Below are 26351 nucleotides of genomic sequence, written 5' to 3'. Positions count from 1 at the left end.
TGTCATTGCTGGAACGGCCGGGTCACTGGACGAAGGTTTCCTTGTACCACTGCTTCCATTCCTTCTCGTGGGCGGAGGCCGCGGCATCGTCGAGATGCGTATAGGTGATGTTGGTTTCGCGACCGGGCTTGGCATGGATGCCCTTGATGATCGGGATGTAGAAGAAGTCGGTGTCGTCGCCATTCAGCATGACGGCCTGGCCCTCGGCGCTGGTGACGAAATCGATGAATTTCCGCACCGCGTCCATATGCTGGGTCTTGGCGCTGATGCCGAGGCCTTGCGGCAAGGATACCGAACCTTCGCTCGGGTAGACCGCGACGACGGGTTCGCCCGCCGCGATCTTGGAAAAGATCGAACTGTCCTGGTTGATGCCGACCGAGGCGTCTCCGGTAAGCACTGCCTTGTCCACCTTGCCGCCGCTCGACAGGCCGGCAAACGTCTTGTTGGTCAGGGTTTTGGTCAGCAAGGCCTTGCCCGCGTCAACGCCATTCGTCTGGAAGAAGCCGGCCAGCCACTGATAGGCCGGGCCGGAGAGATTGGGATCCTTGGCCGCGACGCTGCCGGCAAACGACTGAAGGTCGGCCCAGGATTTGGGCATCTTGTCTGCGGGCACCTTCTTGGTGTTGACCTCGATGGCGGTGGTGCTTGTGCCGGTCGGCAGGAAGGCGTGGCTTTGCGGGACCAGCGACTTGCCGAGATCGGTGAAGGCCACCTTGTCGTAGGCGGCGGCGGGAACGGCCTGCAGCACGTGGTCGGCGGCCATGCGCTCCATGACGGCGGAGCCATCGAGCCAGACGATGTCGAATTGCGGATTGTTGCCCTCGGCGGCGATCTTGCCCAGCGTCTCGCCGGTGCTGCCCGGTTCGACGACGTCAACGGTGAGGCCGGTCTTGGCCTGGAAAGCCTTTGCCACGGGGCCGGCGAAATCAAGCGCGTCGTAAAGCACTAGGTCGGATGCCGAAGCAGGCGCCGCCATGGCTAGCGCGCTCAAGCCGATCGCGAAGCAGAATGTCGTGCGGATTTTCATCTTGTTCTCCAGTAGACTGTTGATGGCATAATAAGTCCCATTGTATCATACGTGATTCACTTGAAGTTTTTGTGTCATCCGGGAGTATGTTTTGATCTGTTCTTTCGAACGCCTCGCTTTACCCACGCCTTGTCAATTGAGCCGCGTAAGGTGCTCAGCCGCTCGAGGCTGTCAAAGGCTGCCTGGCTGTTGCGCTTCGCCAGCCCGATGATCATCGCCTCGATGAGAACGATGGTGCCGCCATGCATTGCCAGATGATCTGCCTTGCCGCGCGGAACCGGCAGCGTTTCGGCCACCTTGCCGGAAACCAGTGGGGCCAGGTTGTCGCTGATCAGCACGACCGGAATGTCGAGCCGCATGGCCTGCTCGAGCACGATCTCCACCTCGCGATAGAGTGGCGCGTAGGCCATCATCAGCACGGCATCGCCCTTGCCGAGCCACAGCAAGCGGTCGGCCAGCGCAATTCCCGACATCGACAGCGCGCTGGTCGGCAGCCCGATCCGGTTGAACTGCAGGCTGGCATAGTCGGCCATGGCGCCTGATGGGCCGATGCCGAACACATGGCGGCGACCGGCCCGCGCCAGAATGTCGACGCTGCGCTCGAATGCGTCAGCCATCTCCGGGCGCTTGAGCACGTCGAGCACGCTCTCATGCAGGTCGATCACATGCCGCAAGGCGCCGGCGCCGTCGTCGCCGGTTTCCTGCAGGGTTCGCGCCAGGCGCTTGCCGGGAGATGGGGTGCCGGTCAGGTCCGACAGCAGCATCTGGCGAAGCGCGGAGAGGCTCTCAAAACCAAGCGAACGTGCCGTCCGCACGACGGTCGCATCGCTGGTGCCGGCAAGCTCGGCGATCTCGGCCGCCGAACCCAGCAGCACAGATTGTTTCTGGTCGACGAAGAACCGCGCCATGCGCTGTTCGGCGGGCGGCAGGCTTTCAAGCGCCGCCTGAACACGGGCCTCGACCGTCATCTTGCGATCTCCCGAGGTATCATAAGTCATGAAGGTTGGTTCACCCGGCTGTAGTGATTGCAACGGACGCCAACATCCGAAATGTTCATTACAGGGGTGTGACAGCGACGGCCGGCCGCAAGCGAACAGCTTAGCCTGTCAAGAAGGCGAACGGCGACGGGCCGCCAGGAGCGGCGGCCGTGACGTCCTGATGAGTCGAAATCTTGAGGTCTAGATCAGGCCCGATATGTCCGAGAAGGCCATCGCCTTGCGCAGCACCTCGACGAAACGCTCGCCCGCCACGTCGCGGGGGCCGCCATTGTCGATCGAGGTGACGCCGGGACCGGACAAGGTGACGCTGGCGCTGCGCGCCAGCCGCGCCAGCACTTCGCCGCGCGATTCGCGGCCGCGAGTGGCCAGCCGTTCAGCCAGGATTTCCGGCGAGGCGGTGATCTCGACTACAGCCAGATTGGCATAGCGTTCGCGCAGCACGGGGATGATCGCGCGCGACACATTCGCCACCGCGACGCGGCCATTGGAGACGGACCAGTCGACATCGGCGGGTATACCGTAGCGCAAGCCATGCGCCTCCCACGATACGGCGAAGGCGCCGTCGGCTTCCGCCTCGATGAAGGCGGCCTCGGCCAGCGTGTCGTGATCCTCGCTGCCCGCGTCGCTCGGCCGGGTGATCACCCGGCGCACGAACTCGAGCCGGCTCTCATCGGCAAAGCGCGTACGGGCATAATCGATGATCGTATCCTTGCCGGCGCCGCTCGGCCCGACCACGGCGACGAAGACGCCGTCGCGGATCGGAAAGGTGGCGGAGGACAACTCGCGCTCGATCAAGGCCGACACCATCATGCGACCCGGCGCCCCTGGCGCCAGACCGTGCGCACGACCGGAACGTGGTCGTCGACGCGCACGCGAACCAGGTCGGCGCGCCGGCCCTGTTCGATGACGCCGCGATCGGTGAGGCCGATCGCATCGGCCGGGTTCTTCGAGACCATGGCCACTGCCTGCGGCAGGGAAATGCCGTCGACCATGTCGCCCAGGAAGAAGGCCGACTGGATCAGGCTGAAGGGGATGTAGTCCGACGACAATATGTCGAGCAGGCCGTCGCTGGCCAATGTCCGGGCTGAGACATTGCCGGAATGCGAGGCGCCGCGCATGACATTGGGCGCACCCATCAGCACGCCAAGGCCGGCTTCCTTCGAAGCCCTGGCCGCGGCTTCCGTGGTCGGGAATTCGGCGACGCGCACGCCCTGTTCGATCGCCTCGTCGACATGGCCGACAGTGGCGTCGTCATGGCTCGCCAGCACGATGCCGCGCTCGTGGCAGGCGGCGGCGATGACCGCACGGTTCGGACCGGAATTCGCCGCCGATTCCGCCATCCGCTTTTCGCAGAACAGCTTGAAGTCACGGTCCGTCAGCTTCAGTTTGCGCTGGTAGTAATAGGCATAGGTCTCGAGATTGACGAACTGGCGCTGGCCGGGCGCATGGTCCATCAGCGAGGCCAGCCTGACCCTGTCGTCGCCGTCGAAATTGGCGAAAGCCTGGAGGCAGTCCGGCGCCGAGACCTCGCAGCGCAGATGGAGGAAGTGGTCGGCACGAAGGCGATCCTGCTGGACGCTGTCCTCGATGGCGTCGGCCAGCTTGCGGATATCGGTCGAAGTCAGGTCGGCGTCCTCGTCCATGCCGACGCGCAAGGCGTCGAGCACAGTTGTGATGCCGGCGGTCGCCACTTGCGCGTCATGAGCTAGCACGGCCGCGATCGGGTTCCAGCGCACCTTGGGGCGGGGCGCATAGTGGCCTTCGAGATGGTCGGTGTGGAGTTCGACCAGTCCTGGAATGACGTAGTCGCCGCCCATGTCTTCGCCGGTCCGGCTGGCGCCGGCTTCGATCCCGGCGATAAAGCCGTCACGCAGCACCAGGGAACCTTCGACGATCTCGTCGGCAAGCACGATGCGGGCGTTGGTAAGAACAGTCTCGGCGGTCATTTCAGGCGGTCCTTGATTATTCCAGATTATTCCAGCCGGAAGTATTCCGGCGATCGTTCAGGCGGTTTTTCTGGCCGGGCGGCGGCCGAGCGCGTGGTGCGACAGCACCATGAACGGCGCGCCAGGTTCGGTTTCGACAAACAGCGTCAGCGCATCGACCAGCACCGGCTTTTGCAGCACCTCCGCGAACAGGCTGTCGATTGCCGCGCGAAGACGAGGGGCTTCCTGTGGCCCGGCCCTGCCCGACAGCGTCATGTGGAAGCGGAAGGTCTCGAAGACATAGGGGTAGCCCCATTGGCAGAGATTGCGGAACTCGCTCGGCTTCAGGGAATCGGGGCTGCGCCGCTCGATCTCGGCTTCCGTCAGCGGTGCGCGGAAGCGGTCGAAATCGCGCACCACGTCATCGGCGAAACTGTTGAGCGCCGGCAGCGGCCCTTCCGGCACCAGCGCGAAGAAACCGTCGATCTGGCTGACGATCAGACGCGGGATAGTCACCACCGGCGTCGCTTCGGCGAAGTTGTCGAGGGCTGCGCGCAGCGAAGCCTCGGTCTCGTTCGCGGCGAGCCGGAACGGCGCCTTCAGCGTGGCGTGAAAGCCGTAGCGCCGCGCCGAAGCGGTGTGGAACGCCACCTCCGCCGCCGACAGGTCCACCACGGCCTCGACCGGCCGTGTGGCGGCGCCGAACGGGTCGCGGCCTAGCCAGTTGGCAGCGATCCGCGCCAGCGGTTCGTCCTGCCGGGGGGTGAAATAAACGGCGTAACGCATGGGAAGTCCTCGTTAAAGCGCGCCGCGTCGGAAGCGATGGTGCGACGCGCTTTAAGTCTTCATTTGTTGCATGTCGTCGTCCCAAGACCGCTGCGCACTTTTGGGCGACATGCATTAGCCCCGCTGCCATAGGTGATTTCCATGACGGATTGACGAAGCTTTGAAGGGTTTTCTAAGGCAAATCGAGCCGGGCGGTCCTTAGCCGACGATTTTTCCGTTCTGGACCAGCCGCTTCAGGCGGAAGGACCAATCGATCACGCTTTCATCAACCATTCGTGCTCGGCGGCGTTGTGGAATTTCCACGTCCGTTTCGGCCCGGCCATGACATTGAGATAGTAGAGATCATAGCCATGGCAGGCGGTGCAGGGGTGGTATCCCTTGGGCACCAGCACCACATCGCCATCCTCGATCGCCATGGCTTCGTCGAGCGCGCGGTGGCCGTTGCCGTCGGCGTCTGTATAGACGCGCTGGAAGGCAAAGCCCTGCGGCGGGTTAAGGCGATGATAGTAGGTTTCCTCAAGATAGGATTCGGCCGGCAGATTGTCCTGGTCGTGCTTGTGCGGCGGATAGCTCGAGGTGTGGCCGCCAGGTGTGATGACCTCGACCACCAGCAATGAATCGGCCGGCTTGCCCTCCGGCAGGATGTTGGTGACGTAGCGCGTGTTGGTGCCCTTGCCGCGCACCTCCTTGCCGAGATCGTCCGGCGCGATGACCCGCACCGGCAGGCCGCCGCCCAGGCCAGGCGCCGAGCAGACCGCGAGTTCCAGTTCGGTATCAGCGGTCACCGACCAGTCCGACCCCTCGGGCACGTAAACCGACCATGGCTTGCCTTCGAAGGGCGACATGCGCTCGCCGAGCAGGCCGAGGCCCTTGCCGCCGGCCGTCGCATTGCCTTTGCCGGTGACGAACACCAGGCAGACCTCGCGATCGCCCGTTTGCCCGGAGGCTGTCTCGCCGGGCTTTAGCCGATGCAGATCGAAGCCGACATAGGTCCAGCCGGCGCTTTTCGGCGTCACATGGGCGACGCGGCCATGGCCCTTGTTGGCTTTGACGAGCAGCTTCGACATTCGGGTTATTCCTTCGATTCGGCCTCGGTCGCGGCCTTGGTCTCATCGGCCGGCTTGTAGAGGTAGAAGAACTGCCAGACCGCGTAGCCGGCGAAGCCAAGCGCGATGACGCCCCAGAATGGCGTGCCCGTCACGAACTCGATCGCGGACCAGATGACGCAGACCGCGACGACCGCAACGCGGCGCCAGAGTGGACGGAAAAATGGATGTTCGGAATCTTTCATCCGGCCAACTTACAGCAACCCGGCGTCACCGAGAACCACCGCGCTCAGACATTGGGAAAGCCTTGAGTCTCCACCGTATAGCCGGCCGCCGTCATCACCCGCATCAATTCCTTGTAGCCGACCTCAGCCATCTTGAGCGGCGGGTTCTTCTTCGGATCCTGCTCGGCCTCGACCACGAACCAGCCTTCATAGCCATAATCAGCAAGCTTCTTGACGATGGCGCCAAAATCCAGCGAGCCATCGCCCGGCACGGTGAAGGCGCCGAGCGCCACGGCGTCGAGGAAGGACTGTTTCGTGCGGTCGAGCTTGTCGATCACGGCCATGCGCACATCCTTCACATGCACATGGCTGATGCGCTTGTGGTGGTTGTCGATGGCGCGCAACACGTCGCCGCCGGCAAAAACCAGATGCCCGGCGTCGAGCAGCAGGGGGATGCCTTCTCCCGAATGACGCATGAAGGCATCGAGCTCCGGCTCCGTCTCGACCACCGCCGCCATGTGGTGATGGTAGGACAGCGGCATGCCCTGTTCGGCGCACCATTCGCCGAATTCGGTGAGGCGCCTGGCATAGGCCTTCATCTCGTCGTCCGACAGCTTCGGCTTGGTCGCAAGCGGCTTCGAACGATCGCCCTGGATCGAGCGGCCGACCTCGCCATAGACGATGCAAGGCGCATCCACTGCCTTGAACAGGTCGATCATCGGCTGGATTCGATCCTTGTTGTCAGCCATGTCTCCATTCACCAGCGTTCCGGAGAACCAGCCGCCGCACAGCGTGACATCCGCCTTTTTCAGGATCGGCAGCATGACCTTGGGGTCGTTGGGAAAACGCCGGCCCATTTCCATGCCGGTGAACCCCGCCGAACGCGACTGGCGCAAACACTCTTCCAGCGACACGTCATCGCTGAGTTCCGCAAGGTCGTCATTCCACCACGCGATGGGGGACATGCCCAGTCTGGCTTTCACGTCGTCACTCCAGTTTAGAACAATTTCACTCTTGATCGTCGGCGCTGCCCCTCATCCGCCTGCCGGCACCTTCTCCCCGTATAGGGACGGGGAGAAGAGAGAAGCTCCAGCGTTGGCGTCAGTCGCCAATGGTTTGCATCTGCCGCTTTTCGTCATACGCCTTGCGCGCGGCGTTCACCTGGCTGCGCGCGCTGACCTCGGGCACGGCGACATCCCACCATGTGCCGCCGGCATCGGTCGAAACCAGGGGGTCGGTGTCGATGACAACAACCGTGGTGCGCGTATTCTTCTTGGCTTGCTTCAACGCCGTTTCCAACCCGGCGATGGACGCAACCTTTTCGGCAATGGCGCCGAGGCTTGCCGCATGCGCGGCAAAGTCGATATCGGGCAGGACCTCGTGGCGCGAGTCCTTCAGGAGATTGTTGAAGTTGGCGCCGCCGGTCGCCATCTGCAGCCGGTTGATGCAGCCATAGCCACGGTTGTCGAGCAGCACGATGGTCAGCTTCAGGCCCAGCATCACCGATGTGGCGATCTCGGAATTCAGCATCAGGTAGGAGCCGTCACCGATCATGACGACGACCTCCTCGTCCGGTTTGGCCATCTTGGTGCCGAGCCCGCCGGCAATTTCGTAGCCCATGGTCGAGAAGCCGTATTCGGCGTGATAGGAACCCGGCGCGCCGGCCTGCCATAGCTTGTGCAACTCGCCCGGCAGCCCGCCGGCCGCATGCAACAGCGTCACGCCTGAACCCATGGCACGCTGCACGGCGCCGATCACTTGCGCGTCCGACGGGTAGGCGGCGTTGGTCGATGCCGTCACCTTGGCCGCATCGGCTTGCCAGTCCTTCTTGCCCTTGGCCGCATTGTCGGTCCAGGCAGACGGCGCCTTCCATCCCTTCAGTGCCGCTCCGATTTCGGCGAGCCCCTCGGCCGCATCGGCGACCAGCGGCAGCGCGCGATGCTTGCCGGCGTCGAAAGGCTGGACGTTCAGCCCGACAATGGTCTTGCCCGCGTTCTTGAACAGCGACCACGAGCCCGTGGTGAAATCCTGCAGGCGCGTGCCGACCGCCAGCACCACGTCGGCCTCTTCCGCCAGCCGGTTGGCGGCCGAGGTGCCGGTGACGCCGACAGCCGCCATGTTGAGCGGATGATCGTCCGGCAGCGAAGACTTGCCGCCTTGGGTTTCGCAGACCGGAATGCCGGTGCTATCAGCCAGATCAGTCAGCTCGTCGGAAGCCTGCGAATAGAGCACGCCGCCGCCGGCGATGATCAGCGGCTTCTTCGCACCCTTGAGCGCAGCAATGGCGGCCGCCAGTTCCCGGCGATCCGGGCGTATCCTGCGCGGCGTCCAGACCCGTTCGGCAAAGAAGCTCTCGGGATAGTCATAGGCCTCGGCCTGCACGTCCTGGCAGAGCGACAGCGTCACCGGCCCGCATTCTGCCGGATCGGTCAGCACCTGCATGGTTCGGGCAAGTGCCGGGATGATCTGCTCGGGACGGGTGATACGGTCGAAATAGCGCGACACGGGCCTGAAACAGTCATTGACCGTCGCGGTGCCGTCGGAAAAATCCTCGGCCTGCTGCAGCACCGGGTCGGGGATGCGGTTGGCGAAGACGTCGCCGGGCAGGAGCAGGACCGGCAAGCGGTTGACGTGTGCCAATGCGGCGGCCGTCACCATGTTGACGGCGCCGGGGCCGATTGAACTTGTCGCCGCCATGAAGCGGCGGCGGAAATTGGCCTTGCCATAGGCGATCGCCGCATGCGCCATCGCCTGTTCATTGTGGGCGCGGAAGGTCGGCAGCGCGTCGCGCACCTGATAGAGCGCCTCGCCGATCCCCGCCACATTGCCATGGCCGAAGATCGCCCAGACGCCGCCGAAGATCGGCACAGTCTTGCCGTCGATCTCGGTCATCTGCTGGCTGAGAAAGCGGGTCAGCGCCTGCGCCATCGTCAGGCGGATTGTCTTGGTCATGTCGTCTCCTCCCGCGGTTCTTATGCTGCCTTGCGGCCACGCGCGGCAAGCCACGCCTCGGTCAGTTGTTCAAAGCGCGATGCCATGTCGGCCACGGCCTCGTCATCCGACATCTTGCCGGCGAGCCACTGTTCGGCCGCATGGACGAAGATGGTGCGGCCAACGGCAAAGCCCTTGACGATGGGCGCCTTGGCGGTGGCGGCAAACGCTGCTTCCAGCTCGTCCTGCGGCGCCTCCAGGCCGAGCAGCACAATGCCACAGCACCACGGGTCGTGCTTCAGGATCACCGCTTCGATCTTGGCCCAGGCGCCGGCCGAAGCCTGCGGTTCGAGCTTCCACCAGTCGGGCTTGATGCCGAGCGCATAGAGCTCTTCCAGCGCGCGCGGGATCGTCGTGTCGTCGAGCTTGCCGTGCTTGCCAGCGATGATCTCGATCAGCAGTTCTCGCCCTACTTTCCGCGCGGCCTCGAACAGTGAGCGCAGCTTCTGCTGCTGTTCTTCCTTGAGCGCAGCCGGATCATCCGGGTGATAGAAGCACAGGCACTTGATGCAATGCTCGACCGGCCATTCAACGAGCTGCGAGCCGATGTCCTGCGAAAACTCGAACCGAAGCGGCCGCGAGCCCGGCAGTTCCACCGGCCGTCCCAGCCAGCTGAACGGATGATGCGCAAATTCGAACATCGCCTTGCGACCATATTTCTCGTCGATCAGCATGCCGTAACCGTCGCGACCGGCCGCGACTTTTGCCGCGGCCTTCACCGCCAGCACCTTGAAGGCGGGGACGCGTGAGAGGTCGGCACCGGCCTTTGCCGCGATATCCTCCAGCTGGACACGGTGGTCGCAGGCCAGCGCCATCAGCGAGGGAATGTCGCGCCGGCGCGTGGTCGCCCAGTGGATGTGGTTGATCGCCTCGTCCTTGCGCAAGGCAAGGTGCTTGCTGCCGTTCTTGAGGAAGAATTGCAGCTCTTCGAAAGTCGGATATTCCGGAGCGCAGAGCAGGCGTGACACGGCGAACGCGCCGCAGGCATTGGCCCAGGTCGCTGATGTCGCCAGGCTTTCGCCGCCAAGCCAGCCGCGCAGGAAGCCCGACATGAAGGCGTCGCCGGCGCCCAGCACATTGTAGATCTCGATCGGAAAGCCCTTGCCGACGATGCCGTCTTCGAGATCGTCGCTGATCGGTCCGTCATAGACGATGCAGCCCATGGCGCCGCGCTTCAGGACGATGGTTGCCGATGACAGTGAGCGGATCGTCTTCAGCGCGCTCAGGCAATCATCGGCGCCCGATGCGATCATGATCTCTTCCTCGGTGCCGACGATGAGATCGCAGTCGGGCAGCACCGTCTTCAGCTGGGCCGAGACCCGGTCAGACTTCACATAGCGCTCGAACCCTTCGGCGTGGCCTGCAAGGCCCCACAGGTTCGGCCGGTAGTCGATGTCGAACACCACCTTGCCGCCACTGGCCTTGATGGCGCGGATCGCCTTGCGCTGCGCGGCATCGCTGTTGGGCCGCGAAAAATGCGTGCCGGTGACGACGATGGAACGGGAGGAGGCGATGAAAGCTTCGTCGATATCCTCTTCCGAAAGCGCCATGTCGGCGCAGTCGGTGCGGTAGAAGATCATCGGCGAGACGCCTTCGTCCTCGACCGAAAGCAGCACCAGCGCCGTCAGCCGGTCAGGATCGGTCTTCAGCCCATCGACGCAAACCCCCTCCCGCGTCAGCTGCTCGCGGATGAAGCGGCCCATCTGCTCATTGCCGACACGGGTGAGCAGTGCCGAGCGCAGGCCGAGCCTTGCGGTGCCAACCGAAATGTTGGCCGGACAACCACCGACCGATTTGGCGAAGGAGGTGATGTCCTCCAGCCGCGAGCCGATCTGCTGGCCATAGAGATCGACGGAAGCACGACCGATGGTGATGACGTCGAGCGGCGCCTGTTTCGCGTCCACGGCTTCGCTCATTGGAACCTCCCGTCGGCTTTGTTGTCTTGGGGTACACGCGCGAGCGGCAGCGTGGCGCCACCGATATGAAATAATAATTCCAATCCATAGTCAATATGGAATGAGCGTTCCCTAACTTAAATCTGGCGTTTCGTGCGCATGGTCAGGCCTTGCGCTTGCGGCCTGTGTCGCGCCGCTTCTCGCCGACGCCGACGGTCAGCGCCATGGCCAGCGCCATGGTCGCAGCCAGCGAGCGGAAGCCGGCAAAGTCCGCCTCGGCAACCTCGAACCAGACGCTGGCGAACTGGGCCAGCGGCGAGAACGAACTGTCGGTGATCGCCACGATCGGCACGCCTTGCTCCGAAATGGTACGGGCTTCCTCGATGGTGGCGGCTGCATAGGGCGAGAAACTGATGGCGATGACGGCGTCGCGCGGCGATGCGAAGCCGATCATTTCGGCGTTGAGGCCGGCGGCCGATTCGATCAGCTGGTTGCGGATGTTCAGCTTGCCCAGCGCATAGGCGATGTAGGAGGCCACGGGATAGGACCGCCGCTTGGCAAGGACATAGATGGTCTCGGCCTTGGCAAGCAGCGCGATCGCATCTTCGAGATGCGCCTCGTCCAGCGTGCGCGAAATGTCGTTGAGGGAAGTGCTGGCGGCGGCGACGAAGCCGTCGAAGATCGCCCGGTGGCCGGCACCTTCCTCGGCCTTGGCACGCAATGCCAGCAGCCTTTCGTCATAGGACGAGTTGCGTTCCCGCAGACGCTCGCGAAACACCGATTGCAGGCTGGTGAAACCGTCGAAGCCAAGCTGCTGGGCAAAACGGATCAAGGTCGATGGCTGAACGCCGGCCGAGGCGGCGATGCTGGCCGCCGTGCCGAAGGCGATGTCGTCGGGATTGTCGAGCGCGTACGCGGCAATCTGTGCAATGCGCTTCGGCAGGCTTTCGCGCCGATCCAGGATCGTGGCGCGCAGCGTCTCGAAGTCGCGAGGTACCCGTTCGTCCATCGTCGCTCTGTCCAGGCTCATCTATGGATGCCCTCTCTGCCCCATCATAACGAGACTGCGCAAGAACGCCATAAAAAATGAGGCAGACATTCCATTCGTCAGAAAAATGGACTAATTCATCCATCGAACGCTTCAGGCAGTGGAGAAACGGAAGATGGTTGGCGTAGGTCTTATCGGCACGGGCTTCATGGGCAAGTGTCACGCCATTGCCTGGAATGCGGTGAGCACCGTCTTTCCGGATGTGACCAGGCCCAGGCTTGTCCATCTCGGCGAGGTCAATGCGGACCTTGCCAAACGCCGCGCTTCCGAATTCGGCTTTGCGAAGGGCTCGGGCGACTGGCGCGCCGTCGTCAACGATCCCGAAGTCGATATCGTTTCGCTGACCACGCCGAACCAGTTCCATCCGGAAATGGCCATCGCCATCCTCGAGGCCGGCAAGCATCTGTGGTGCGAAAAGCCGATGGCGCCGGCCTTTGCCGAAGCCGAGGCCATGGCGGCAGCGGCGAAGAAATCGGGCAAGGTGGCCGCCCTCGGTTACAATTATATCCAGAATCCCGCGATCCGGCACATCGGCGCACTGCTCGACGAGAAGATCATCGGCGAGGTCAACCATCTGCGCATCGAGATGGATGAGGACTTCATGGCCGATCCGGAAGAGCAGTTCTACTGGAAGCATGAGGCGACATCGGGCTATGGCGCGCTCGACGATTTCGCGGTTCACCCGCTGTCGCTGGTTTCGGTGCTGTTCGGCCGCGTCGCACGTGTCATGTGCGACATGTCCAGGCCCTATGCCGATCGCCAGCTCGCCTCGGGCGGGCGCCGCGCCGTCGAGACCTACGACATCGCCAGCGTATTGATGCATCTGGAAAACGGGGTTGCCGGCACGCTGCTGGTCAACCGTTCGGCCTGGGGCCGCAAGGGCCGCATCGCCATCCAGATTTTCGGCTCGAAAGGCTCGATCCTCTACGACCAGGAGCGGATGAACGAATTCCAGCTCTACCTCACATCGGACCGCCCGACCGAACAGGGCTATCGCACCATCCTGGTGGCGCCGCACCACAAGCCCTATGACGCCTTCGTGCCGGCGCCTGGCCATGGCCTGGGTTTCAACGATATCAAGATCATCGAATGCCGGGAATTGCTGACGCGGCTTGCCGGCAAGCCCGCGCGGATCATCGATTTTGCCGAAGGGCTGGAAATCGAGCGCACTGTGCACGCGATGGCGCGCTCGTTCGAGGAGCAGCGCTGGGTGGATGTAAGGTAGCCCTGCTATTTCGCGGTGCGTTTTTCAGCCGGTGGTCGAACTGTTCGGCTCCCAGCCGTCCACCCAGATTTGCCGCAAGTGATCGCCTTCGCCCTTGAACCGTAGCCCCGTCGGTAGGCAATCCTCGATCCTGTCGCTGCGAAAATTGCGGATCGCCTGGCGCAGTTCGCACCAGGCAACGATGTTGGCGGTTTCGGCGTAGTAGATCAGCGCAATCGGGCGGATGAGGCGCTCGGTGGCGCGGCCTTGTTCGTCGCGATAGGAGAGGTCGAGCTTCTCCTCGTCACGGATGGCGCGGCGCACCAGCGCCAGATCGACCGTGCCGACCGAGGGCGCGGCGAACCCCCATGCATGCAGTGCATTGGCCTCGAATGCCTGGCGCAAGGGCGGCGGCACCGCGCCGGCGATCTTGGCGCTCACACGCTTGGCCGCCTGCTTGAGTTCGCTGTCTCCCGTGCGTTCCAGTAGCGCGAGAGACAAGACAATCGCCTCCATCTCCTCGATCGAAAACATCAGCGGCGGCAAGTCGAAGCCGGGGCGCAGTATATAGCCGATGCCGCGCCCGCCCTCGATCGGCACGCGCATCGCCTGGAGTGCGGCAATGTCGCGATAAATCGAGCGCACCGTCACCTCCAGCTGCTCGGCAATCATCGCCGCCGTCACCGGGTTCCGCGCCAACCGCAGGATCTGGATGATCTCGAACAGGCGTGACGCCTTGCGCATTCTTCACTCCGCCCCGGAAGGCAACTGACAATACCCCGTCAGTTGGACTGACTTATAGGACCGCCTATCGAGTTGAAAATCAACAAATTCCCCGGTGGGTTGCCTGCACGGGACGAAAGACAACTGACATGGGTTATGCCGAGAATCTCTGGCTTTTCTTTATCCTCCTGTTCGGCATCATCGCTGTCCCGGGCATGGACATGCTCTTCGTGCTTGCCAATGCGTTGACCGGTGGACGCGACAGAGGCCTTGCCGCGACCGGCGGCATCATGCTCGGCGGCATGGTGCATACGCTGAACGGCGCTGTTGGCGTCGGCCTGCTGATGCATTTCGTGCCGATCCTGTTCAAGCCGCTGCTGATTGCCGGCGCCGCTTACATGGCCCTTATCGGCGTCATGCTGATGCGCAGCTCCATCACCGTCGGCCCGGACGGGCCAGCCGGCAGCCGCTCCGCCTGGAAAGCCTTTCGCCAGGGTCTCATGACCTGCCTGATCAACCCCAAAGCCTACCTGTTCGTCCTTGCCGTCTATCCGCAGTTTCTGAAGCCGGACTATGGTCCGATCTGGATGCAGGCAACCGTCATGGGCCTGATGACCGTGCTGACCCAAGCCGCGATCTATGGCGGGCTTGCGATATCAGCCGGTCGCAGCCGCAACTTGCTGATCGCCAATCCGCGAGCGACCGTTCTCGCAGGCCGGGCGGCCGGACTGCTGCTCGTTGCGGTCTCGGTATTCGCCGCATGGGAAGGACTGAAGGCGGCGTAACCCAAACCGGAAAGCGCCGCCCTCTCCATGTCGCGGGTCGGATCAGGCAGCTCCCTGACGGTTGTCCATCATGGCGCGGCGTGCTGACCGGCGCCACTCGACAGCGCCGGCGAGGCCGTGCAGCACCGTCTCGGTGGTCGCCCAGTCGATGCAGCCATCGGTGATGCTCTGGCCATAGGTGAGCGGCTTGCCGGGAACGACGTCTTGCCGGCCGGCGACGAGGTTGCTCTCGATCATGACGCCGACGATGCGCTCGTCACCCGCGGCCACCTGGCCCGCGACGTCAGTCGCCACCTTCGGCTGGTTCTCGGGCTTTTTGCCGGAGTTGGCGTGGCTGACATCGATCATCAGGCGAGGCGCAACGCCGATGCGGGCGAGTTCCACGCTGGCGGCCTCGACGCTCGTCGCGTCATAATTGGGCGCAATGCCGCCGCGCAGGATGACGTGGCAGTCCTCATTGCCGGTGGTCGCCGCGATGCCGCTGCGTCCGCCCTTCGTCACCGCCAGGAAATGGTGCGGCTGGGCAGCCGACTTAACCGCCTCGACGGCGATCCGCAGATTGCCGTCGGTGCCGTTCTTGAAGCCGACCGGGCAGGAGAGGCCTGACGCCAGCTCGCGGTGGATCTGGCTCTCGGTCGTGCGCGCGCCGATGGCGCCCCAGGCGACGAGGTCGGCAATGTATTGCGGGGTCGTCATGTCGAGGAATTCGGTGGCCGCGGGCAGGCCGAGATTGTTGACCGCAGAAAGCACGTTGCGCGCCATCCGCAGCCCCTTGTCGATGTTGAAACTGCCATCGAGGTCCGGATCGTTGATCAGGCCCTTCCAGCCGACCGTCGTGCGCGGCTTTTCGAAATACACCCGCATCACGATCTCCAGCCGGTCCGACAGGCTCTCGCGCAGCGCCGCCAGACGGCTGGCATAGTCGACTGCCGCGACCGGGTCGTGGATCGAACAGGGACCGACGACGACGACCAGCCGATCATCGGTACCGTTCAAGATAGCGTGGATCGCGTTGCGTGACGACGCAACGGTGCGTGTGGCCGTCAGCGTGCGCGGTATCTCCCGCATCACCTGGTCCGGCGTACTCAATTCCCTGATTTCCTTGACCCGAAGGTCATCTGTGGTGGTCAACACGGCTTTCTGCTCCTGATTGGAGACCTGCCGGCTGATACAAAAAAGCCGCCAGGTCTGGCGGCTGTTCGGATCTTGTTGCTGCAATCTTCAGATCGAGCGCAATCCTCCCGCCGCCAGCGAGCTGCTAAAGTACCAATACGTGGCGGTCAGGTGGATCATCCGGCTCATATAGTCGAAGCCGAAGCGTTTGTCACGCGTCTGATGAGGCGATGCAGTCGATGTTATTCCGGCGACGACCCGGCAATGCTCTGGTCATAGTCGACCAGCGATCCCGTCATGACGCCCGATTGCGGGCTGACCATGTAGCTGATCAGTCGCGCCAACTGGTCCGGCTTCACCAACTGGCCCATCGGCTGCGCCGCTTCCGCCTTTGCCAGCCAGTCGTCCGGCGCGTCGTGCCATTTCTTCTGCACGATGTCCTCGCCCTCCGTATCCATCCAGCCGGGCAGCACGGCGTTGCAGCGGATGCGGTTGAAACGATGGGCATTGGCGACATTCTTGGTCAGGGTCATCAGCGCGCCCTTGCTGGTCGAATAGGCCGTCAGGAACGACTGCCCGCAATGCGCCGACATCGACAGCACGTTGACGATCGAGCCCGGCGCCTTGCGCTCCAGCAGATGCGCCACCACGCCCTGCATCAGGAAAAACGGGCCGCGCACATTGGTGTCGAAGATCGTGTCGAAAAGCTCTTCGCTGGTCTCGACCAGCGAGCCGCGTGCCGAGGTGGCGGCGGCGTTGACCAGCGCGTTGATGGTGCCGAAATGCGAGATCGCGGTCGCGACCGCGCGCTTGCAATCCGCGACTTTTGACACATCGGCGCTGATGAAGATCGCGTCGACGCCCGCTTGTCTGAAATGGGCGACAGCCTTGTCGCCCTTCTCCTGCGAGCGCCCGACCAGCGCCAGCGCCCGGCAGCCCTCGTCGACCAACGCCTCGGCGACGGCGAAGCCGATGCCCTGTGCGCCGCCGGTGACGATGGCGCGTGTTTGTGAATTGCGATCGGCTGAACCGCTCATCGCTCTGCTCCTGTGCCTGGGATCTTACTTTGCCGTGTCGAGACGGACGGTCTTGCCTGTGGTCGCCGACTTCAGAGCGGCATCCGCCAGCCGAAGCGCGATGAGCCCGTCGGCACCGCTCGGTGCAGCCTTCTTGCCGGACGTCGCCGCGGCGATGAAGGCGGCGATCTCGTTGGCATAGGCGTCGAGATAGCGGGTCATGAAGAAGTCGTGCAGCGGCGGGCGCGTATAGCCCTTGTCGTTCGCCACTTCGATCGACACCGGCCGCTGGTTCTCGGCCGCGACCATGCCCTTCGAACCATGCACTTCGATGCGCTGGTCGTAGCCATAGGTGGCGCGGCGCGAGTTGGAGATGATGGCCTGCTTGCCTGATGCGGTTTCGAGGATGACGCTGACCGAGTCGAAATCACCGGCTTCGCCGATCTTCTTGTCGACCAGCACCGAGGCATGCGCGCTGACCGCCACCGGCTCCTCGCCGAGCAGGAAGCGGACCATGTCGAAATCATGGATGGTCATGTCGCGAAAAATGCCGCCCGAGCGGGCGATGTAGTCGAGTGGTGGCGGGCCGGGATCGCGCGAGGTGATGGTGACCATCTCGACAGTGCCGATGGCGCCGTCGTCAATCGCCTTGCGCACGGCGGCGAAGTGCGGGTCGAAGCGGCGGTTGAAGCCGACCATCAGCGTCGCCTTGGTCTTTTCGACCACGGCCAGGCACTTTTCCACGCGCTTCACACTCAGGTCGATCGGCTTCTCGCAGAAGATCGCCTTGCCGGCCTTGGCGAAACGCTCGATCAGGTCGGCATGGGTGTCGGTCGGCGTGCAGATGACGACGGCGTCGATGTCATTGGACTTCTCGATGGCTTCGATGCTGCGCACCTCGGCGCCATAGGCCGACGCCAGTTCTTTTGCCGCCTTCTCAAAGGCGTCGGCCACGGCGACCAGTTTGGCTTGCGGGTTGGAACCCACGGCGCGGGCATGCACCTTGCCGATACGGCCGGCACCGAGGAGGGCGAAGCGAACAGTCATGGATATTTCCTCTAAGGGATGGTTCGAGAGAGTTGTGTCCGCACCTTCCTGTCAGGGAAAGGTGACACGGTTGTTTCTTAGCCCGGCGGATCGTCCCTGGACGGGGGTGACCCACCGCCCGGCTCTAGGCCGCGAGTTCCGCCTCTCCGGTCTTGGCGCCGGTGATGTAGGAGACGATATCCTGCCCGTCGGTATTCTCTTTGCGCAGGTTGGCGACGATGCGGCCACGCCGGAACACGACAACGCGATCGCAAAGGTCGAACACCTGGCGCATATTGTGGCTGATCAGGATCAGCGGCTCGCCATTCTCCTTCAGCGTGCGGATGATGTTTTCGACCTGCGCCGTCTCCTGCACGCCCAGTGCCGCCGTCGGCTCGTCCATGATGATCAGCTTGGAGGCGAAAGTCGCGGTCCTGGCGATCGCCACGCACTGGCGCTGGCCGCCCGACATGTGGCGAATGGTGTTGGAAAGGTTGGGGATCTTGACCGCCGTGCGGACCAGTGCCGCTTCGGTCGCCTTGCGCATGTACTTGCGGTCGAGGATCGAAAACGGCCCGAGATTGAACAGCACCTTCTCGCGGCCGAGAAAGAGGTTCGACGGCACGTCGAGATCATCGGCAAGTGCCAGGTTCTGGAACACGGTCTCGATGCCGGCCTCTCGCGCCTCGATCGGTCCGGCGAAATTCACTTCCTTGCCGTCGAACCACATCTTGCCGCTGGTGCGTTGCTCGACACCGGTGATCTGGCGCACGAAGGTCGATTTGCCGGCGCCATTGTCGCCCATGATGGCGACATGCTCGCCCTTGCGCAGCTCGAAGGTCGCCCCCACCAGCGCATGCACGCCGCCATAATGCTTGGTCAGGTTTTCGGTCTTCAGGACGATGTCTGACATGGTCATGCCCTCATTGCCCGCAGGCGTTGGCGCCACTGGTCGAGAACGACTGCACCGACGATGATCACACCCTTGACCATCTCCTGGTAGTAGGCGTCGAGGCGCAGGAAGGTGAAGCCGGAGATGATGACGCCGAAGATCAGCGAACCGATCACCGTGCCGATGATCGAGCCACGGCCACCCGACAGCGAGACGCCGCCGATGACCGCCATGGCGATGGCGTCGAGCTCGTACATCACGCCCATGCCGGACTGGGCGGTCAGGTTCTTGGAGCTCAGCACCACGGCGGCGAGCGAGGCGAGTATGCCTGCGATGACGTAGACGAGGATCTTGTGGTTGGCGATCTTGATGCCGGACATGCGCGCGGCGTCCTCATTGGAACCGATGGCGTAACAGTGCTTTCCATACCGGGTGTAGGTCATGATCAGCTGGAACAGCACCGCCAGCGACAGGAAGATGATGACGGGCATCAGGCCCTTGCCGATCGCTGCGAAACTGTCGGTGGGAAATGAGATTGGCTGCCCCTTGGACCACCATTTGGCAATGCCGCGCGCCGTCACCATCATGCCGAGCGTGGCGATGAACGGCGGAATGCGCGTGTAGGCGATCAGTGCGCCGTTGATGAAACCGGCGAGCAGGCCGCAAGCGATGGCGACCAGCAGCGGCACGATGACCGGCAGGTCGGTCCAGCCCTGGGCCAGGAACATCGCCTTGGGGTTCGGATTGCCATTGACCGTGGCGACCTGTGCGAAACTCATGGCGATCATGGCCGTGGCGCCGACGATCGAGCCGGAAGAGAGGTCGATGCCGCCGGAGATGATCACCTGCGTCACGCCGATGGCGATGATGCCGACGATCGAGACCTGCAGGATGATGATCTGCAGCCGCGCCTCGTTGAAGATGCCGCCGACGTCGCCGCGGGTGTTGAACAGGAAGCTGTCGCCAAGAAAGATCCGCCCGATCAGTTCAAAAATGACGACGAGGATGACGAGCGCCAGGAAAACATTGAACTCGGCAGGCCATGAGCGTTTCTTCGCATCATAGGTAAGCCCTCCGACACCATGAGATGACTGTGCCACGTCTTCTATCCTCCAAAAGCTGCGGTCGTCCCTGTCGCCTGTTCAAGCGAAGAGGGAGAAGAGGAGCGGCGCTGTCGTTGAGCGCCGCCCCGGATCGAACTGCTCGCAGCCTCAGTTCTTCTTCATGAACTTGTCGATGTTGGCCGGCGTCACCAGCTGGAACGGGATGTAGACCTTGCGGTCGACCTTCTCGCCCTTGGCCAGCTTCAGCGCCGCGTCGAGCGCGCCTGCGCCCTGGCCGGCAGCATCCTGGAAGACCGTTGCGGCGAGGTCGCCCGCTTTCATCGCCACAAGCGCGTCCTGGGTGGCGTCGACACCACCGACAATAACGGTTTTCATGTCGATATTGGCAGCCTTCATGGCCTGGATCGCGCCGATGGCGCTTTCGTCGTTGTTGGCGATCACGCCATCGAACTTCTTGCCGGTCGACAGCCAGTTCGTCATCAGGTTCTGGGCCTCATCACGGTTCCAGTTCGATGTCTGCTTGTCGATGATCTTGATGAAGCTGCAATCCGGCGTGGCGATCACGTTGTCGATGTCCTTGGTGCGCTGCACCGCTGCCTGGTTCGACAGCTCGCCCATGATCACATAGACATGGGCCTCCTTCTTGCCGGCTGCCTTGAACAAGCGGCAGATCTCTTTGGTTTCAAGAGTGCCGGAGTCGGACTCGTTCGAGGCGACGAAAGCCTGGGTGGCCGGCAACGTGTCGACATTGACCGGCTCGCGATTGACGTAAACCAGCGGAATCTTGGCGGCGGCGGCGGCATCGGACATCGCCTGCGTGGCCGAGGTGTCGACCGGGTTGACGATGATCGCATCGACGCCCGAAGCCGCGAAGTTCTTGATCTGGTCGAGTTGCTTGGCGACGTCGTTCTGCGCGTCCTCGACCTGCAATTGCACGCCGCTCATGCCCTTGGCTTGCTCGATCATGCCGTTACGGAGCACGGTGAGGAAATTGTCGTCGAACTTGGCCATTGAAACGCCGATCTTGGCGGCCATAGCGGACGAACTCATCAGCGCCGCGAAGGCGACGCCCAAAAGCAGTTTCTTCATTGTGTTTCTCCTCCACATTTTGGTGTCCGGTTGCACCGATCTAGCCGGAATCCCCGGTCACCCGGGGAATCTCTCCCGATTTCGCTTTTGCTCCGGACGGCGTCCTTCACGTTGGCTGGAACGCCAAGCCTCTTATTTGAAACAGTTGCTCCGGAACGAAAGAACCAAAATACCTAGTTGGTGAAATATTTATTCCATTTCGCGGCAAGGCGTCAAGGGCGATTCCGAAATCGGGTGTCGGATTCTCGGGGTCCGCTCGACAGGTTTGCACTCCACCCGGCAGGGCAGGAGTGCCAGCCGCTAGATGTTTTCCGGCAGGTAGATGTCGAAGGGCAGGAAAGTCTGTCCCGGCGCGTTGGCGGCACCCGCTTCAAGGGCGTGACCCATCAGCGCGACGAGCTCGCGGCAAAGTGCCGCCAGCGGCGTGGAGATCACCATCGTGAGGATATCGTCGGCCAGGGCGGCGCGTGATTGCGCGGTGATCTCGTTGCAGATGACCGCCGGCATCTCGGCCGGCTTCGCCTGCCTCAGCGCGGAGACCGCACCCTCCATGCCGCCGCCGGCGACGTAGAGGCCGACCAAGTCCGGATGGCGTTCCAGAAGGTCAATGATGGCGTCATGCGTGATCTGGTTGGCTTCCAGATTGACCAGTGTTTCAAGCAAGGTGAATTCCGGCGCCTGCTCGCGAAAGAACGAGCGAAAGCCGATCTCGCGCAGTTCGTGACCGTGAAAGCGGTGGCTGCCGACGAAGAGCGCGACCTTGCCCGGCCGCTTCGCCGCCTTCGAAATCATCCAGGCCGCGGTGCGCCCTACCTTGCGATTGTCGAGGCCGACATAGCCCTCACGGATGCCGGACGCGAAGTCGGAAAGCAGGGAAAACACCGGCATGCCCTTGGCTTTCAAGGCCTCGACGGCGACGGTGAGCGCCGGATGATCCGGCCCGACCAGGGCCACCGCCCGGGATTTCGCCGCCAGCTTGCGCATCCGCTCGACGATCTCGTCGGGCGCCAGCGAATCGGCGAAGTCGATGGTGGCGACGCCACGAAAGCGCTGGGTCTGGGATACCGCTAGATCGAGCTCCCGGGCGAATTCGCTGTAGAAGACGTCTTCCCGCCGCAGCAGCAGGAAGCCTAGCCTGTACTCCGGCAGCTCGTGGCGCATCCGCTGCTTGATCAGCCCGGCGGCGTGATAGCCGATCTCGGTCGCGGTCTCGTAGACACGGCGCGCCGTGTCCTCGCGGACCGGCAGGCGATTGTTCAGAACCCGGTCGACGGTGGCGACACTCACGCCCGAAATGCGCGCCAGGTCTGTGATGGTCGGCCGTTTTGACATGAGTTTCCTGCCTGATTGCCTGACTCAACGATACATCATTCTGATGGGAAATGATAGAAACTATCTTTCTGATATTGAGCCTATCATCGCTTGGCGTTATTTTGCGGGGAATAAACACCTGTGATGCGGGAACTCGCCCTCACGGATGTCGTGCCCACGGAGGCAATCACGATGGAAGCAACATTATCCGCATCCGCAACGCCGTCCCGGCGCGATTACAGCCTGATCGGCCGCGATGCGAAGCTCGCCGTCGAGAACGGGCTATCGGCCGCCGAATGGTACCATACCGACATCCCGCGCAAGCAGATGAAGGAGCTGATGCAGCGCTCCGACGGCCCTGCGATCCGCGACACCATCATCTGGCTCGCCGCCCTGATCTTGAGCGCCGCCGGTGGCGTCTGGTTCTGGGGCACATGGTGGTGCGTGCCGTTCTTCTTCGTCTATGGCGTCCTCTACGGCTCCTCGACGGATTCACGCTGGCATGAATGCGGCCATGGCACCGCCTTCAGGACGCAGTGGATGAATGATGTGATCTATCAGATCGCCTGCTTCATGATCATGCGCAACCCGGTGACCTGGCGCTGGAGCCACACGCGCCACCACACCGACACGATCATCGTCGGCCGCGACCCCGAGATTTCCGTCATGCGACCGCCGGATCTGCTGCGCGTCATCCTCGGTTTCGTCGGCGTGCTCGACGCGTGGCGTGCCATGAGCGATATGCTGCGCAACGCGGCCGGCATCATCAGCCCGTCGGAAAAGACCTTCATTCCCGAGCAGGAGCAGCCAAAGGCGATCCGCATCGCCCGCATCTGGACGGCGATCTATGCCGCGACCATTGCGTTGGCTGCCTATACAGGCTCGTTCCTGCCCCTGATGCTGGTGGGCCTGCCCAGGCTCTATGGTGCCTGGCATCACGTCATGGTCGGCCTGCTGCAGCATGGCGGCCTGGCCGAGAACGTCACCGACCATCGGCTGAACAGCCGCACCGTCTACATGAACCCGATCAGCCGCTTCATCTACTGGAACATGAACTACCATGTGGAGCATCACATGTTCCCGATGGTGCCCTATCACGCGCTGCCGAAGCTTCACGCGCTGATCAAGCATGATCTGCCGGCGCCGACGCCATCGATCCTCGCCGGCTATCGCGAAATGATCCCTGCCTTCCTGCGCCAGTTGCGCAATGAAGACTATTTCATCAAGCGCGAGCTGCCGCCGACCGCAAAGCCCTATCGCGAGGATTTTCACACCGACGCCGCGATGGCCGCGGAATGACATCAGCCCGGGCCGGGCACAGAGTTCCATCGGGAGGATCAATGAGCGACTGGGTCGAGGCGTGTGACGCCACGGATATCGACGAAGAGGATGTGATGCGGTTCGATCATGGCGGCCGCACCTTCGCCATCTACCGTTCGCCGGACGACGAATTCTTCGCCACCGATGGCCTGTGCACGCATGAGAAGGTGCACTTGGCCGACGGGCTGGTGATGGACGACATCATCGAATGCCCCAAGCACAATGGCCGCTTCAACTACAAGACGGGCGCGGCCCGGGGCGCGCCGGTCTGCGTCAACCTCAAGACCTATCCGGTCAAGGTCGACGCCGGCAAAGTCCTCGTGCAGATCGGATGATGGCATGACGAAGGGGATGGTCATCATCGGCGCCGGCGAATGCGGGGGGCGCGCCGCCCTTGCGCTGCGAGACCTCGGCTATGAGGGGCCGGTGACGCTGGTCGGCGACGAGCCGCATCTGCCATATGAGCGGCCACCGCTGTCCAAGGACGCGATGGTCGGCGATGCGCCCGCGATCAAGGCGATCGTCAGCGACGAGATGCTGGCGAAGCGCTCGATCCGGCATATCCATACCATTCAGGCCGTGGCGATCGACCGCGCCGCGCACACGGTGCGCCTGTCGGACGGCTCGGTCCTTGCCTATGACAAGCTGCTGCTGGCGACAGGCTCGACGCCGCGCAAACTGCCGATGCCGGGCCTGGGTTCGCGCTGCGTTTATCTGAGGACCTTCGCCGACGCGCTGGCCATCCGTGCGCATCTGAAGTCCGGCAACCGCATCGCGATCGTTGGCGGCGGCTTCATCGGCCTGGAGCTGGCGGCCGCCGCGCGCAAGCTGGGCGCTGATGTCAACGTCATCGAGGCGCAGCCGCGCATCCTGATGCGTGGCGTGCCGGCCGAGATCGCCGAAATCATCCATCAGGCGCATGTCGCCGAAGGCGTGGACATAGTTTGCGGCGATGGCATCGCAGCCATCCTCGATGACGGGGCGCAAGTTCGTATCTCGCTGACCGGCGGCCGGGATGTCGTCGCCGACCTTGCTGTGATCGGCATCGGCGCGGTGCCGGTGACCGCGCTCGCCGCCGAGGCCGGCCTGACCATCGAAAACGGCATCGCCGTCGATGCCGAGCTTCGCACCGGCGATCCCGATATCTTCGCCGCCGGCGACTGCTGTTCCTTCCCGCTTGCGGTCTATGGCGGCCGCCGCGTGCGGCTGGAAGCCTGGCGCAATGCACAGGAACAGGGCGCGTTGGCAGCGAGGAATATGCTGGGCGCCGGCGAGGCCCACGCGGCGGTGCCGTGGTTCTGGTCGGATCAATATGGCCTCACCCTGCAGATCGCCGGGCTTTCGGATGAGGGAAGCAGCGTTGTCCGCCGCGATCTCGGCGACGGCGCCTTCATCCTGTTCCATCTGGCTGAGGACGGCAGGCTGGTCGCGGCCAGCGGCATCGGCCCCGGCAACGCGGTCGCCCGCGACATCAGGCTGGCCGAGATGCTGATCGGCAAGCGGGCGAAGCCGGCGCCGGAGGCGCTTGGCTCGCAAGAGGTCAAGTTGAAGTCCTTGCTGGCGGCGTGAACTATCGGGGTCAATTGCAAGCGTTGGCGCTGCCCCTCATCTGCCTGCCGGCACCTTCTCCCCGTATAGTGACGGGGAGAAGGTGCCGCAACCTCGGCGCTCTGCAACGTTGAAAATTGGCGAAAACATCCGCGAAAACGTCTTTCTCCCCGTCACTATACGGGGAGAAATGCCCGGCAGGGCAATGAGGGGCGGCGCAGACCTGTTTGAAGGGTCGCTCCCGTCTCGAGCTCCTACGCCTAAAACAGAGCCTTGAGCTCCGGCAGCTTATCGTTCACCAGCCAGCCGTAGTAATTCTCCTCGGGCAGCTTTTCCGGTTCGCCGGCGGCGCGGCGCTTGTCGTTCTCGGCCTTCAGCGCATAGGCGCGCTGTTCCGGGTTGCCGACATTGTAGAGCGTGGCGGTGAGGCCGGGGTTGCCGGAAATATCGAAGCCGGCGATGCTCTTGTAGGCATCGATCGACTTCCTGATCGTGGCGGCCACATAGGGCAGCGTCAGGTCCGGATCCATGATGGTCTTGTAGACGGCATTGGGATCACTGACGTCGAGCTTCGGCAGGCCTGAAATCCTGTGCACGAGATCGCTCATCTGCAGGGCGGTCAGGGGATTGAGCTGGCCAAGTCCGAACGTCTGTCCGGCATAGTAGGGTTGGAAGAAGGTGGCGCCGAAACGGTCGTCGGGAAAGCTTGTGCCCCCGACGCTCTTGCCGCGGAAGGAATGGTTCCACACCTGCTCGCGGCACTCCCACAGATCGTAACTGTCCGACATTCCAGCGCATGTCTTGAATTCGGGCCTCTGCACGAAATCCGTGATGTCTTCACCGCTATAGGCGAAGGAGAGCTTGCTGGTCAGATAGGAGATTGCCTTGACGTAGTAGGTCTGCAGCCGATCGTAGGCATCGACATTGTAGGTGTGCTCGCCAACGATGGCGCCGACAATATGCATTGGATCGATGCCATAGGCGGTTGCAGCCTTCCTGATCTTGGCGCGGAGATCGGCGTCACTCTGCAGCAGCGCGTAGACCTTGCGGTATTTCGCCTGGAAGGTGGTGTTTGTCGCCTGCGTGCGCCGGCTCGAGGCTCCCGGTATGTCCGGCTGCTCGGCATTGCGGTTTCCCGGCGGCACCAATGTCGCTGCTTCCGCGGCGAACAGCGTCGCCGCAAGCGTCAAGCCAAGGATGACAAGGATCAGTTTCTTCATGCGCCGCCGCCTGTAAGTCTTGCGGGGCAAACTAGGTAAAGCCGCCTGGCGAGTCGAGGGCTGCATGCTTCAGCAAGGCAAAAGCTGGCCAGTTGCTTCC

Annotated in this window: 25 protein-coding genes; 5 read left to right on the top strand and 20 right to left on the bottom strand. The window is 63.1% G+C overall.

The window, feature by feature from the left end; all coding sequences use genetic code 11:
- Positions 1 to 22: 22 nt before the first annotated feature.
- The 11 genes from ABVQ20_RS21425 to ABVQ20_RS21375 form a co-directional block, all read right to left on the bottom strand.
- Positions 23 to 1027 carry an ABC transporter substrate-binding protein gene (locus tag ABVQ20_RS21425; protein ID WP_354461466.1) on the bottom strand — a complete coding sequence of 335 codons (1005 nt, stop codon included), beginning with the start codon at positions 1025 to 1027 and terminating at the stop codon, positions 23 to 25.
- A gap of 74 nt (positions 1028 to 1101) precedes the next feature.
- Entirely contained in the window at positions 1102 to 1995 is an 894-nt protein-coding gene (locus tag ABVQ20_RS21420) for a MurR/RpiR family transcriptional regulator (protein ID WP_354461465.1), read from the bottom strand.
- Positions 1996 to 2205: 210 nt separating this feature from the next.
- Positions 2206 to 2835 (bottom strand): phosphonate metabolism protein/1,5-bisphosphokinase (PRPP-forming) PhnN, encoded by a 630-nt coding sequence (gene phnN / locus ABVQ20_RS21415; RefSeq protein ID WP_354461464.1) that lies wholly within the window; start codon positions 2833 to 2835, stop codon positions 2206 to 2208.
- Positions 2832 to 3971 (bottom strand): alpha-D-ribose 1-methylphosphonate 5-triphosphate diphosphatase, encoded by a 1140-nt coding sequence (locus ABVQ20_RS21410; protein WP_354461463.1) that lies wholly within the window; start codon positions 3969 to 3971, stop codon positions 2832 to 2834. The genes phnN and ABVQ20_RS21410 overlap by 4 nt, the downstream gene beginning before the upstream one ends.
- A 57-nt stretch (positions 3972 to 4028) precedes the next feature.
- Positions 4029 to 4736, bottom strand: coding sequence for a DUF1045 domain-containing protein (locus ABVQ20_RS21405; protein ID WP_354461462.1), 708 nt, complete (start codon positions 4734 to 4736; stop codon positions 4029 to 4031).
- Between the two features lie 254 nt (positions 4737 to 4990).
- Positions 4991 to 5803, bottom strand: a complete 813-nt coding sequence (gene iolB, locus ABVQ20_RS21400; protein ID WP_354461461.1) for a 5-deoxy-glucuronate isomerase — start codon at positions 5801 to 5803, stop codon at positions 4991 to 4993.
- A 5-nt stretch (positions 5804 to 5808) separates the two neighbouring features.
- Positions 5809 to 6027, bottom strand: coding sequence for a DUF3329 domain-containing protein (locus tag ABVQ20_RS21395; RefSeq protein ID WP_354461460.1), 219 nt, complete (start codon positions 6025 to 6027; stop codon positions 5809 to 5811).
- Positions 6028 to 6071: 44 nt separating this feature from the next.
- Complete coding sequence (iolE, locus tag ABVQ20_RS21390; RefSeq protein WP_354461459.1) at positions 6072 to 6989, bottom strand: myo-inosose-2 dehydratase; 918 nt, start codon at positions 6987 to 6989, stop codon at positions 6072 to 6074.
- Positions 6990 to 7107: 118 nt separating this feature from the next.
- Positions 7108 to 8958, bottom strand: coding sequence for a 3D-(3,5/4)-trihydroxycyclohexane-1,2-dione acylhydrolase (decyclizing) (gene iolD, locus ABVQ20_RS21385; protein WP_354461458.1), 1851 nt, complete (start codon positions 8956 to 8958; stop codon positions 7108 to 7110).
- A gap of 20 nt (positions 8959 to 8978) precedes the next feature.
- Positions 8979 to 10913, bottom strand: a complete 1935-nt coding sequence (locus ABVQ20_RS21380; protein WP_354461457.1) for a bifunctional 5-dehydro-2-deoxygluconokinase/5-dehydro-2-deoxyphosphogluconate aldolase — start codon at positions 10911 to 10913, stop codon at positions 8979 to 8981.
- A 142-nt stretch (positions 10914 to 11055) separates the two neighbouring features.
- Complete coding sequence (locus ABVQ20_RS21375; protein WP_354462242.1) at positions 11056 to 11901, bottom strand: MurR/RpiR family transcriptional regulator; 846 nt, start codon at positions 11899 to 11901, stop codon at positions 11056 to 11058.
- Between the two features lie 154 nt (positions 11902 to 12055).
- Here ABVQ20_RS21375 and ABVQ20_RS21370 point away from each other — a divergent pair, with 154 nt between their 5' ends.
- The gene (locus ABVQ20_RS21370; RefSeq protein ID WP_354461456.1) at positions 12056 to 13165 is read left to right on the top strand and encodes a Gfo/Idh/MocA family protein; all 1110 of its coding nucleotides are present in this window, start codon (positions 12056 to 12058) and stop codon (positions 13163 to 13165) included.
- Between the two features lie 24 nt (positions 13166 to 13189).
- Here ABVQ20_RS21370 and ABVQ20_RS21365 read toward each other — a convergent pair whose 3' ends face one another.
- Positions 13190 to 13888: a helix-turn-helix transcriptional regulator gene (locus ABVQ20_RS21365; protein ID WP_354461455.1), complete on the bottom strand. Its 699-nt coding sequence runs from the start codon at positions 13886 to 13888 to the stop codon at positions 13190 to 13192.
- A gap of 128 nt (positions 13889 to 14016) precedes the next feature.
- On the opposite strand from ABVQ20_RS21365, the gene ABVQ20_RS21360 reads away from it, so the two are divergent.
- Positions 14017 to 14652 (top strand): LysE family translocator, encoded by a 636-nt coding sequence (locus ABVQ20_RS21360; protein WP_354461454.1) that lies wholly within the window; start codon positions 14017 to 14019, stop codon positions 14650 to 14652.
- Positions 14653 to 14694: 42 nt separating this feature from the next.
- Here ABVQ20_RS21360 and ABVQ20_RS21355 read toward each other — a convergent pair whose 3' ends face one another.
- From ABVQ20_RS21355 to ABVQ20_RS21325, 7 genes are all read right to left on the bottom strand, one after another.
- Positions 14695 to 15786: a 3-deoxy-7-phosphoheptulonate synthase gene (locus ABVQ20_RS21355; protein WP_354461453.1), complete on the bottom strand. Its 1092-nt coding sequence runs from the start codon at positions 15784 to 15786 to the stop codon at positions 14695 to 14697.
- 221 nt (positions 15787 to 16007) lie between these two features.
- Positions 16008 to 16802, bottom strand: a complete 795-nt coding sequence (locus ABVQ20_RS21350) for an SDR family oxidoreductase (RefSeq protein ID WP_354461452.1) — start codon at positions 16800 to 16802, stop codon at positions 16008 to 16010.
- A gap of 24 nt (positions 16803 to 16826) precedes the next feature.
- Positions 16827 to 17828: an inositol 2-dehydrogenase gene (iolG, locus tag ABVQ20_RS21345; RefSeq protein WP_354461451.1), complete on the bottom strand. Its 1002-nt coding sequence runs from the start codon at positions 17826 to 17828 to the stop codon at positions 16827 to 16829.
- Positions 17829 to 17952: 124 nt separating this feature from the next.
- Entirely contained in the window at positions 17953 to 18720 is a 768-nt protein-coding gene (locus ABVQ20_RS21340; RefSeq protein WP_354461450.1) for an ATP-binding cassette domain-containing protein, read from the bottom strand.
- A gap of 2 nt (positions 18721 to 18722) precedes the next feature.
- Positions 18723 to 19799 (bottom strand): ABC transporter permease, encoded by a 1077-nt coding sequence (locus ABVQ20_RS21335; protein ID WP_354461449.1) that lies wholly within the window; start codon positions 19797 to 19799, stop codon positions 18723 to 18725.
- Positions 19800 to 19910: 111 nt separating this feature from the next.
- Positions 19911 to 20852, bottom strand: a complete 942-nt coding sequence (locus ABVQ20_RS21330; protein WP_354461448.1) for a sugar ABC transporter substrate-binding protein — start codon at positions 20850 to 20852, stop codon at positions 19911 to 19913.
- 300 nt (positions 20853 to 21152) lie between these two features.
- A complete protein-coding gene (locus ABVQ20_RS21325) occupies positions 21153 to 22184 on the bottom strand; it encodes a LacI family DNA-binding transcriptional regulator (RefSeq protein WP_354461447.1) in 1032 nt (343 codons plus the stop codon).
- A gap of 171 nt (positions 22185 to 22355) precedes the next feature.
- On the opposite strand from ABVQ20_RS21325, the gene ABVQ20_RS21320 reads away from it, so the two are divergent.
- The 3 genes from ABVQ20_RS21320 to ABVQ20_RS21310 are packed head-to-tail and all read left to right on the top strand — an operon-like array spanning position 22356 to position 25052.
- Positions 22356 to 23462 (top strand): fatty acid desaturase family protein, encoded by a 1107-nt coding sequence (locus ABVQ20_RS21320; RefSeq protein ID WP_354461446.1) that lies wholly within the window; start codon positions 22356 to 22358, stop codon positions 23460 to 23462.
- A gap of 41 nt (positions 23463 to 23503) precedes the next feature.
- Complete coding sequence (locus ABVQ20_RS21315) at positions 23504 to 23818, top strand: Rieske (2Fe-2S) protein (RefSeq protein WP_354461445.1); 315 nt, start codon at positions 23504 to 23506, stop codon at positions 23816 to 23818.
- Positions 23819 to 23822: 4 nt separating this feature from the next.
- Positions 23823 to 25052 (top strand): NAD(P)/FAD-dependent oxidoreductase, encoded by a 1230-nt coding sequence (locus tag ABVQ20_RS21310; protein ID WP_354461444.1) that lies wholly within the window; start codon positions 23823 to 23825, stop codon positions 25050 to 25052.
- A 239-nt stretch (positions 25053 to 25291) separates the two neighbouring features.
- Here ABVQ20_RS21310 and ABVQ20_RS21305 read toward each other — a convergent pair whose 3' ends face one another.
- A complete protein-coding gene (locus ABVQ20_RS21305; RefSeq protein WP_354461443.1) occupies positions 25292 to 26251 on the bottom strand; it encodes a DUF1402 family protein in 960 nt (319 codons plus the stop codon).
- Positions 26252 to 26351: the final 100 nt, after the last annotated feature.

Source organism: Mesorhizobium shangrilense, from assembly GCF_040537815.1.
In the GTDB taxonomy this organism is placed as follows: Bacteria; Pseudomonadota; Alphaproteobacteria; order Rhizobiales; family Rhizobiaceae; genus Mesorhizobium; species Mesorhizobium shangrilense.
This window is presented reverse-complemented; position numbering and strand designations above follow the sequence as displayed.

What these genes read in the sequence shown, in the direction of transcription:
- ABVQ20_RS21425 (WP_354461466.1), bottom strand. Translation starts at nt 1,027, where the DNA reads ATGAAAATCCGCACGACATTCTGCTTCGCGATCGGCTTGAGCGCGCTA.
- ABVQ20_RS21420 (WP_354461465.1), bottom strand. Translation starts at nt 1,995, where the DNA reads ATGACGGTCGAGGCCCGTGTTCAGGCGGCGCTTGAAAGCCTGCCGCCC.
- phnN (WP_354461464.1), bottom strand. Translation starts at nt 2,835, where the DNA reads ATGATGGTGTCGGCCTTGATCGAGCGCGAGTTGTCCTCCGCCACCTTT.
- ABVQ20_RS21410 (WP_354461463.1), bottom strand. Translation starts at nt 3,971, where the DNA reads ATGACCGCCGAGACTGTTCTTACCAACGCCCGCATCGTGCTTGCCGAC.
- ABVQ20_RS21405 (WP_354461462.1), bottom strand. Translation starts at nt 4,736, where the DNA reads ATGCGTTACGCCGTTTATTTCACCCCCCGGCAGGACGAACCGCTGGCG.
- iolB (WP_354461461.1), bottom strand. Translation starts at nt 5,803, where the DNA reads ATGTCGAAGCTGCTCGTCAAAGCCAACAAGGGCCATGGCCGCGTCGCC.
- ABVQ20_RS21395 (WP_354461460.1), bottom strand. Translation starts at nt 6,027, where the DNA reads ATGAAAGATTCCGAACATCCATTTTTCCGTCCACTCTGGCGCCGCGTT.
- iolD (WP_354461458.1), bottom strand. Translation starts at nt 8,958, where the DNA reads ATGACCAAGACAATCCGCCTGACGATGGCGCAGGCGCTGACCCGCTTT.
- ABVQ20_RS21380 (WP_354461457.1), bottom strand. Translation starts at nt 10,913, where the DNA reads ATGAGCGAAGCCGTGGACGCGAAACAGGCGCCGCTCGACGTCATCACC.
- ABVQ20_RS21375 (WP_354462242.1), bottom strand. Translation starts at nt 11,901, where the DNA reads ATGGACGAACGGGTACCTCGCGACTTCGAGACGCTGCGCGCCACGATC.
- ABVQ20_RS21370 (WP_354461456.1), top strand. Translation starts at nt 12,056, where the DNA reads ATGGTTGGCGTAGGTCTTATCGGCACGGGCTTCATGGGCAAGTGTCAC.
- ABVQ20_RS21365 (WP_354461455.1), bottom strand. Translation starts at nt 13,888, where the DNA reads ATGCGCAAGGCGTCACGCCTGTTCGAGATCATCCAGATCCTGCGGTTG.
- ABVQ20_RS21360 (WP_354461454.1), top strand. Translation starts at nt 14,017, where the DNA reads ATGGGTTATGCCGAGAATCTCTGGCTTTTCTTTATCCTCCTGTTCGGC.
- ABVQ20_RS21350 (WP_354461452.1), bottom strand. Translation starts at nt 16,802, where the DNA reads ATGAGCGGTTCAGCCGATCGCAATTCACAAACACGCGCCATCGTCACC.
- iolG (WP_354461451.1), bottom strand. Translation starts at nt 17,828, where the DNA reads ATGACTGTTCGCTTCGCCCTCCTCGGTGCCGGCCGTATCGGCAAGGTG.
- ABVQ20_RS21340 (WP_354461450.1), bottom strand. Translation starts at nt 18,720, where the DNA reads ATGTCAGACATCGTCCTGAAGACCGAAAACCTGACCAAGCATTATGGC.
- ABVQ20_RS21330 (WP_354461448.1), bottom strand. Translation starts at nt 20,852, where the DNA reads ATGAAGAAACTGCTTTTGGGCGTCGCCTTCGCGGCGCTGATGAGTTCG.
- ABVQ20_RS21325 (WP_354461447.1), bottom strand. Translation starts at nt 22,184, where the DNA reads ATGTCAAAACGGCCGACCATCACAGACCTGGCGCGCATTTCGGGCGTG.
- ABVQ20_RS21320 (WP_354461446.1), top strand. Translation starts at nt 22,356, where the DNA reads ATGGAAGCAACATTATCCGCATCCGCAACGCCGTCCCGGCGCGATTAC.
- ABVQ20_RS21315 (WP_354461445.1), top strand. Translation starts at nt 23,504, where the DNA reads ATGAGCGACTGGGTCGAGGCGTGTGACGCCACGGATATCGACGAAGAG.
- ABVQ20_RS21310 (WP_354461444.1), top strand. Translation starts at nt 23,823, where the DNA reads ATGACGAAGGGGATGGTCATCATCGGCGCCGGCGAATGCGGGGGGCGC.
- ABVQ20_RS21305 (WP_354461443.1), bottom strand. Translation starts at nt 26,251, where the DNA reads ATGAAGAAACTGATCCTTGTCATCCTTGGCTTGACGCTTGCGGCGACG.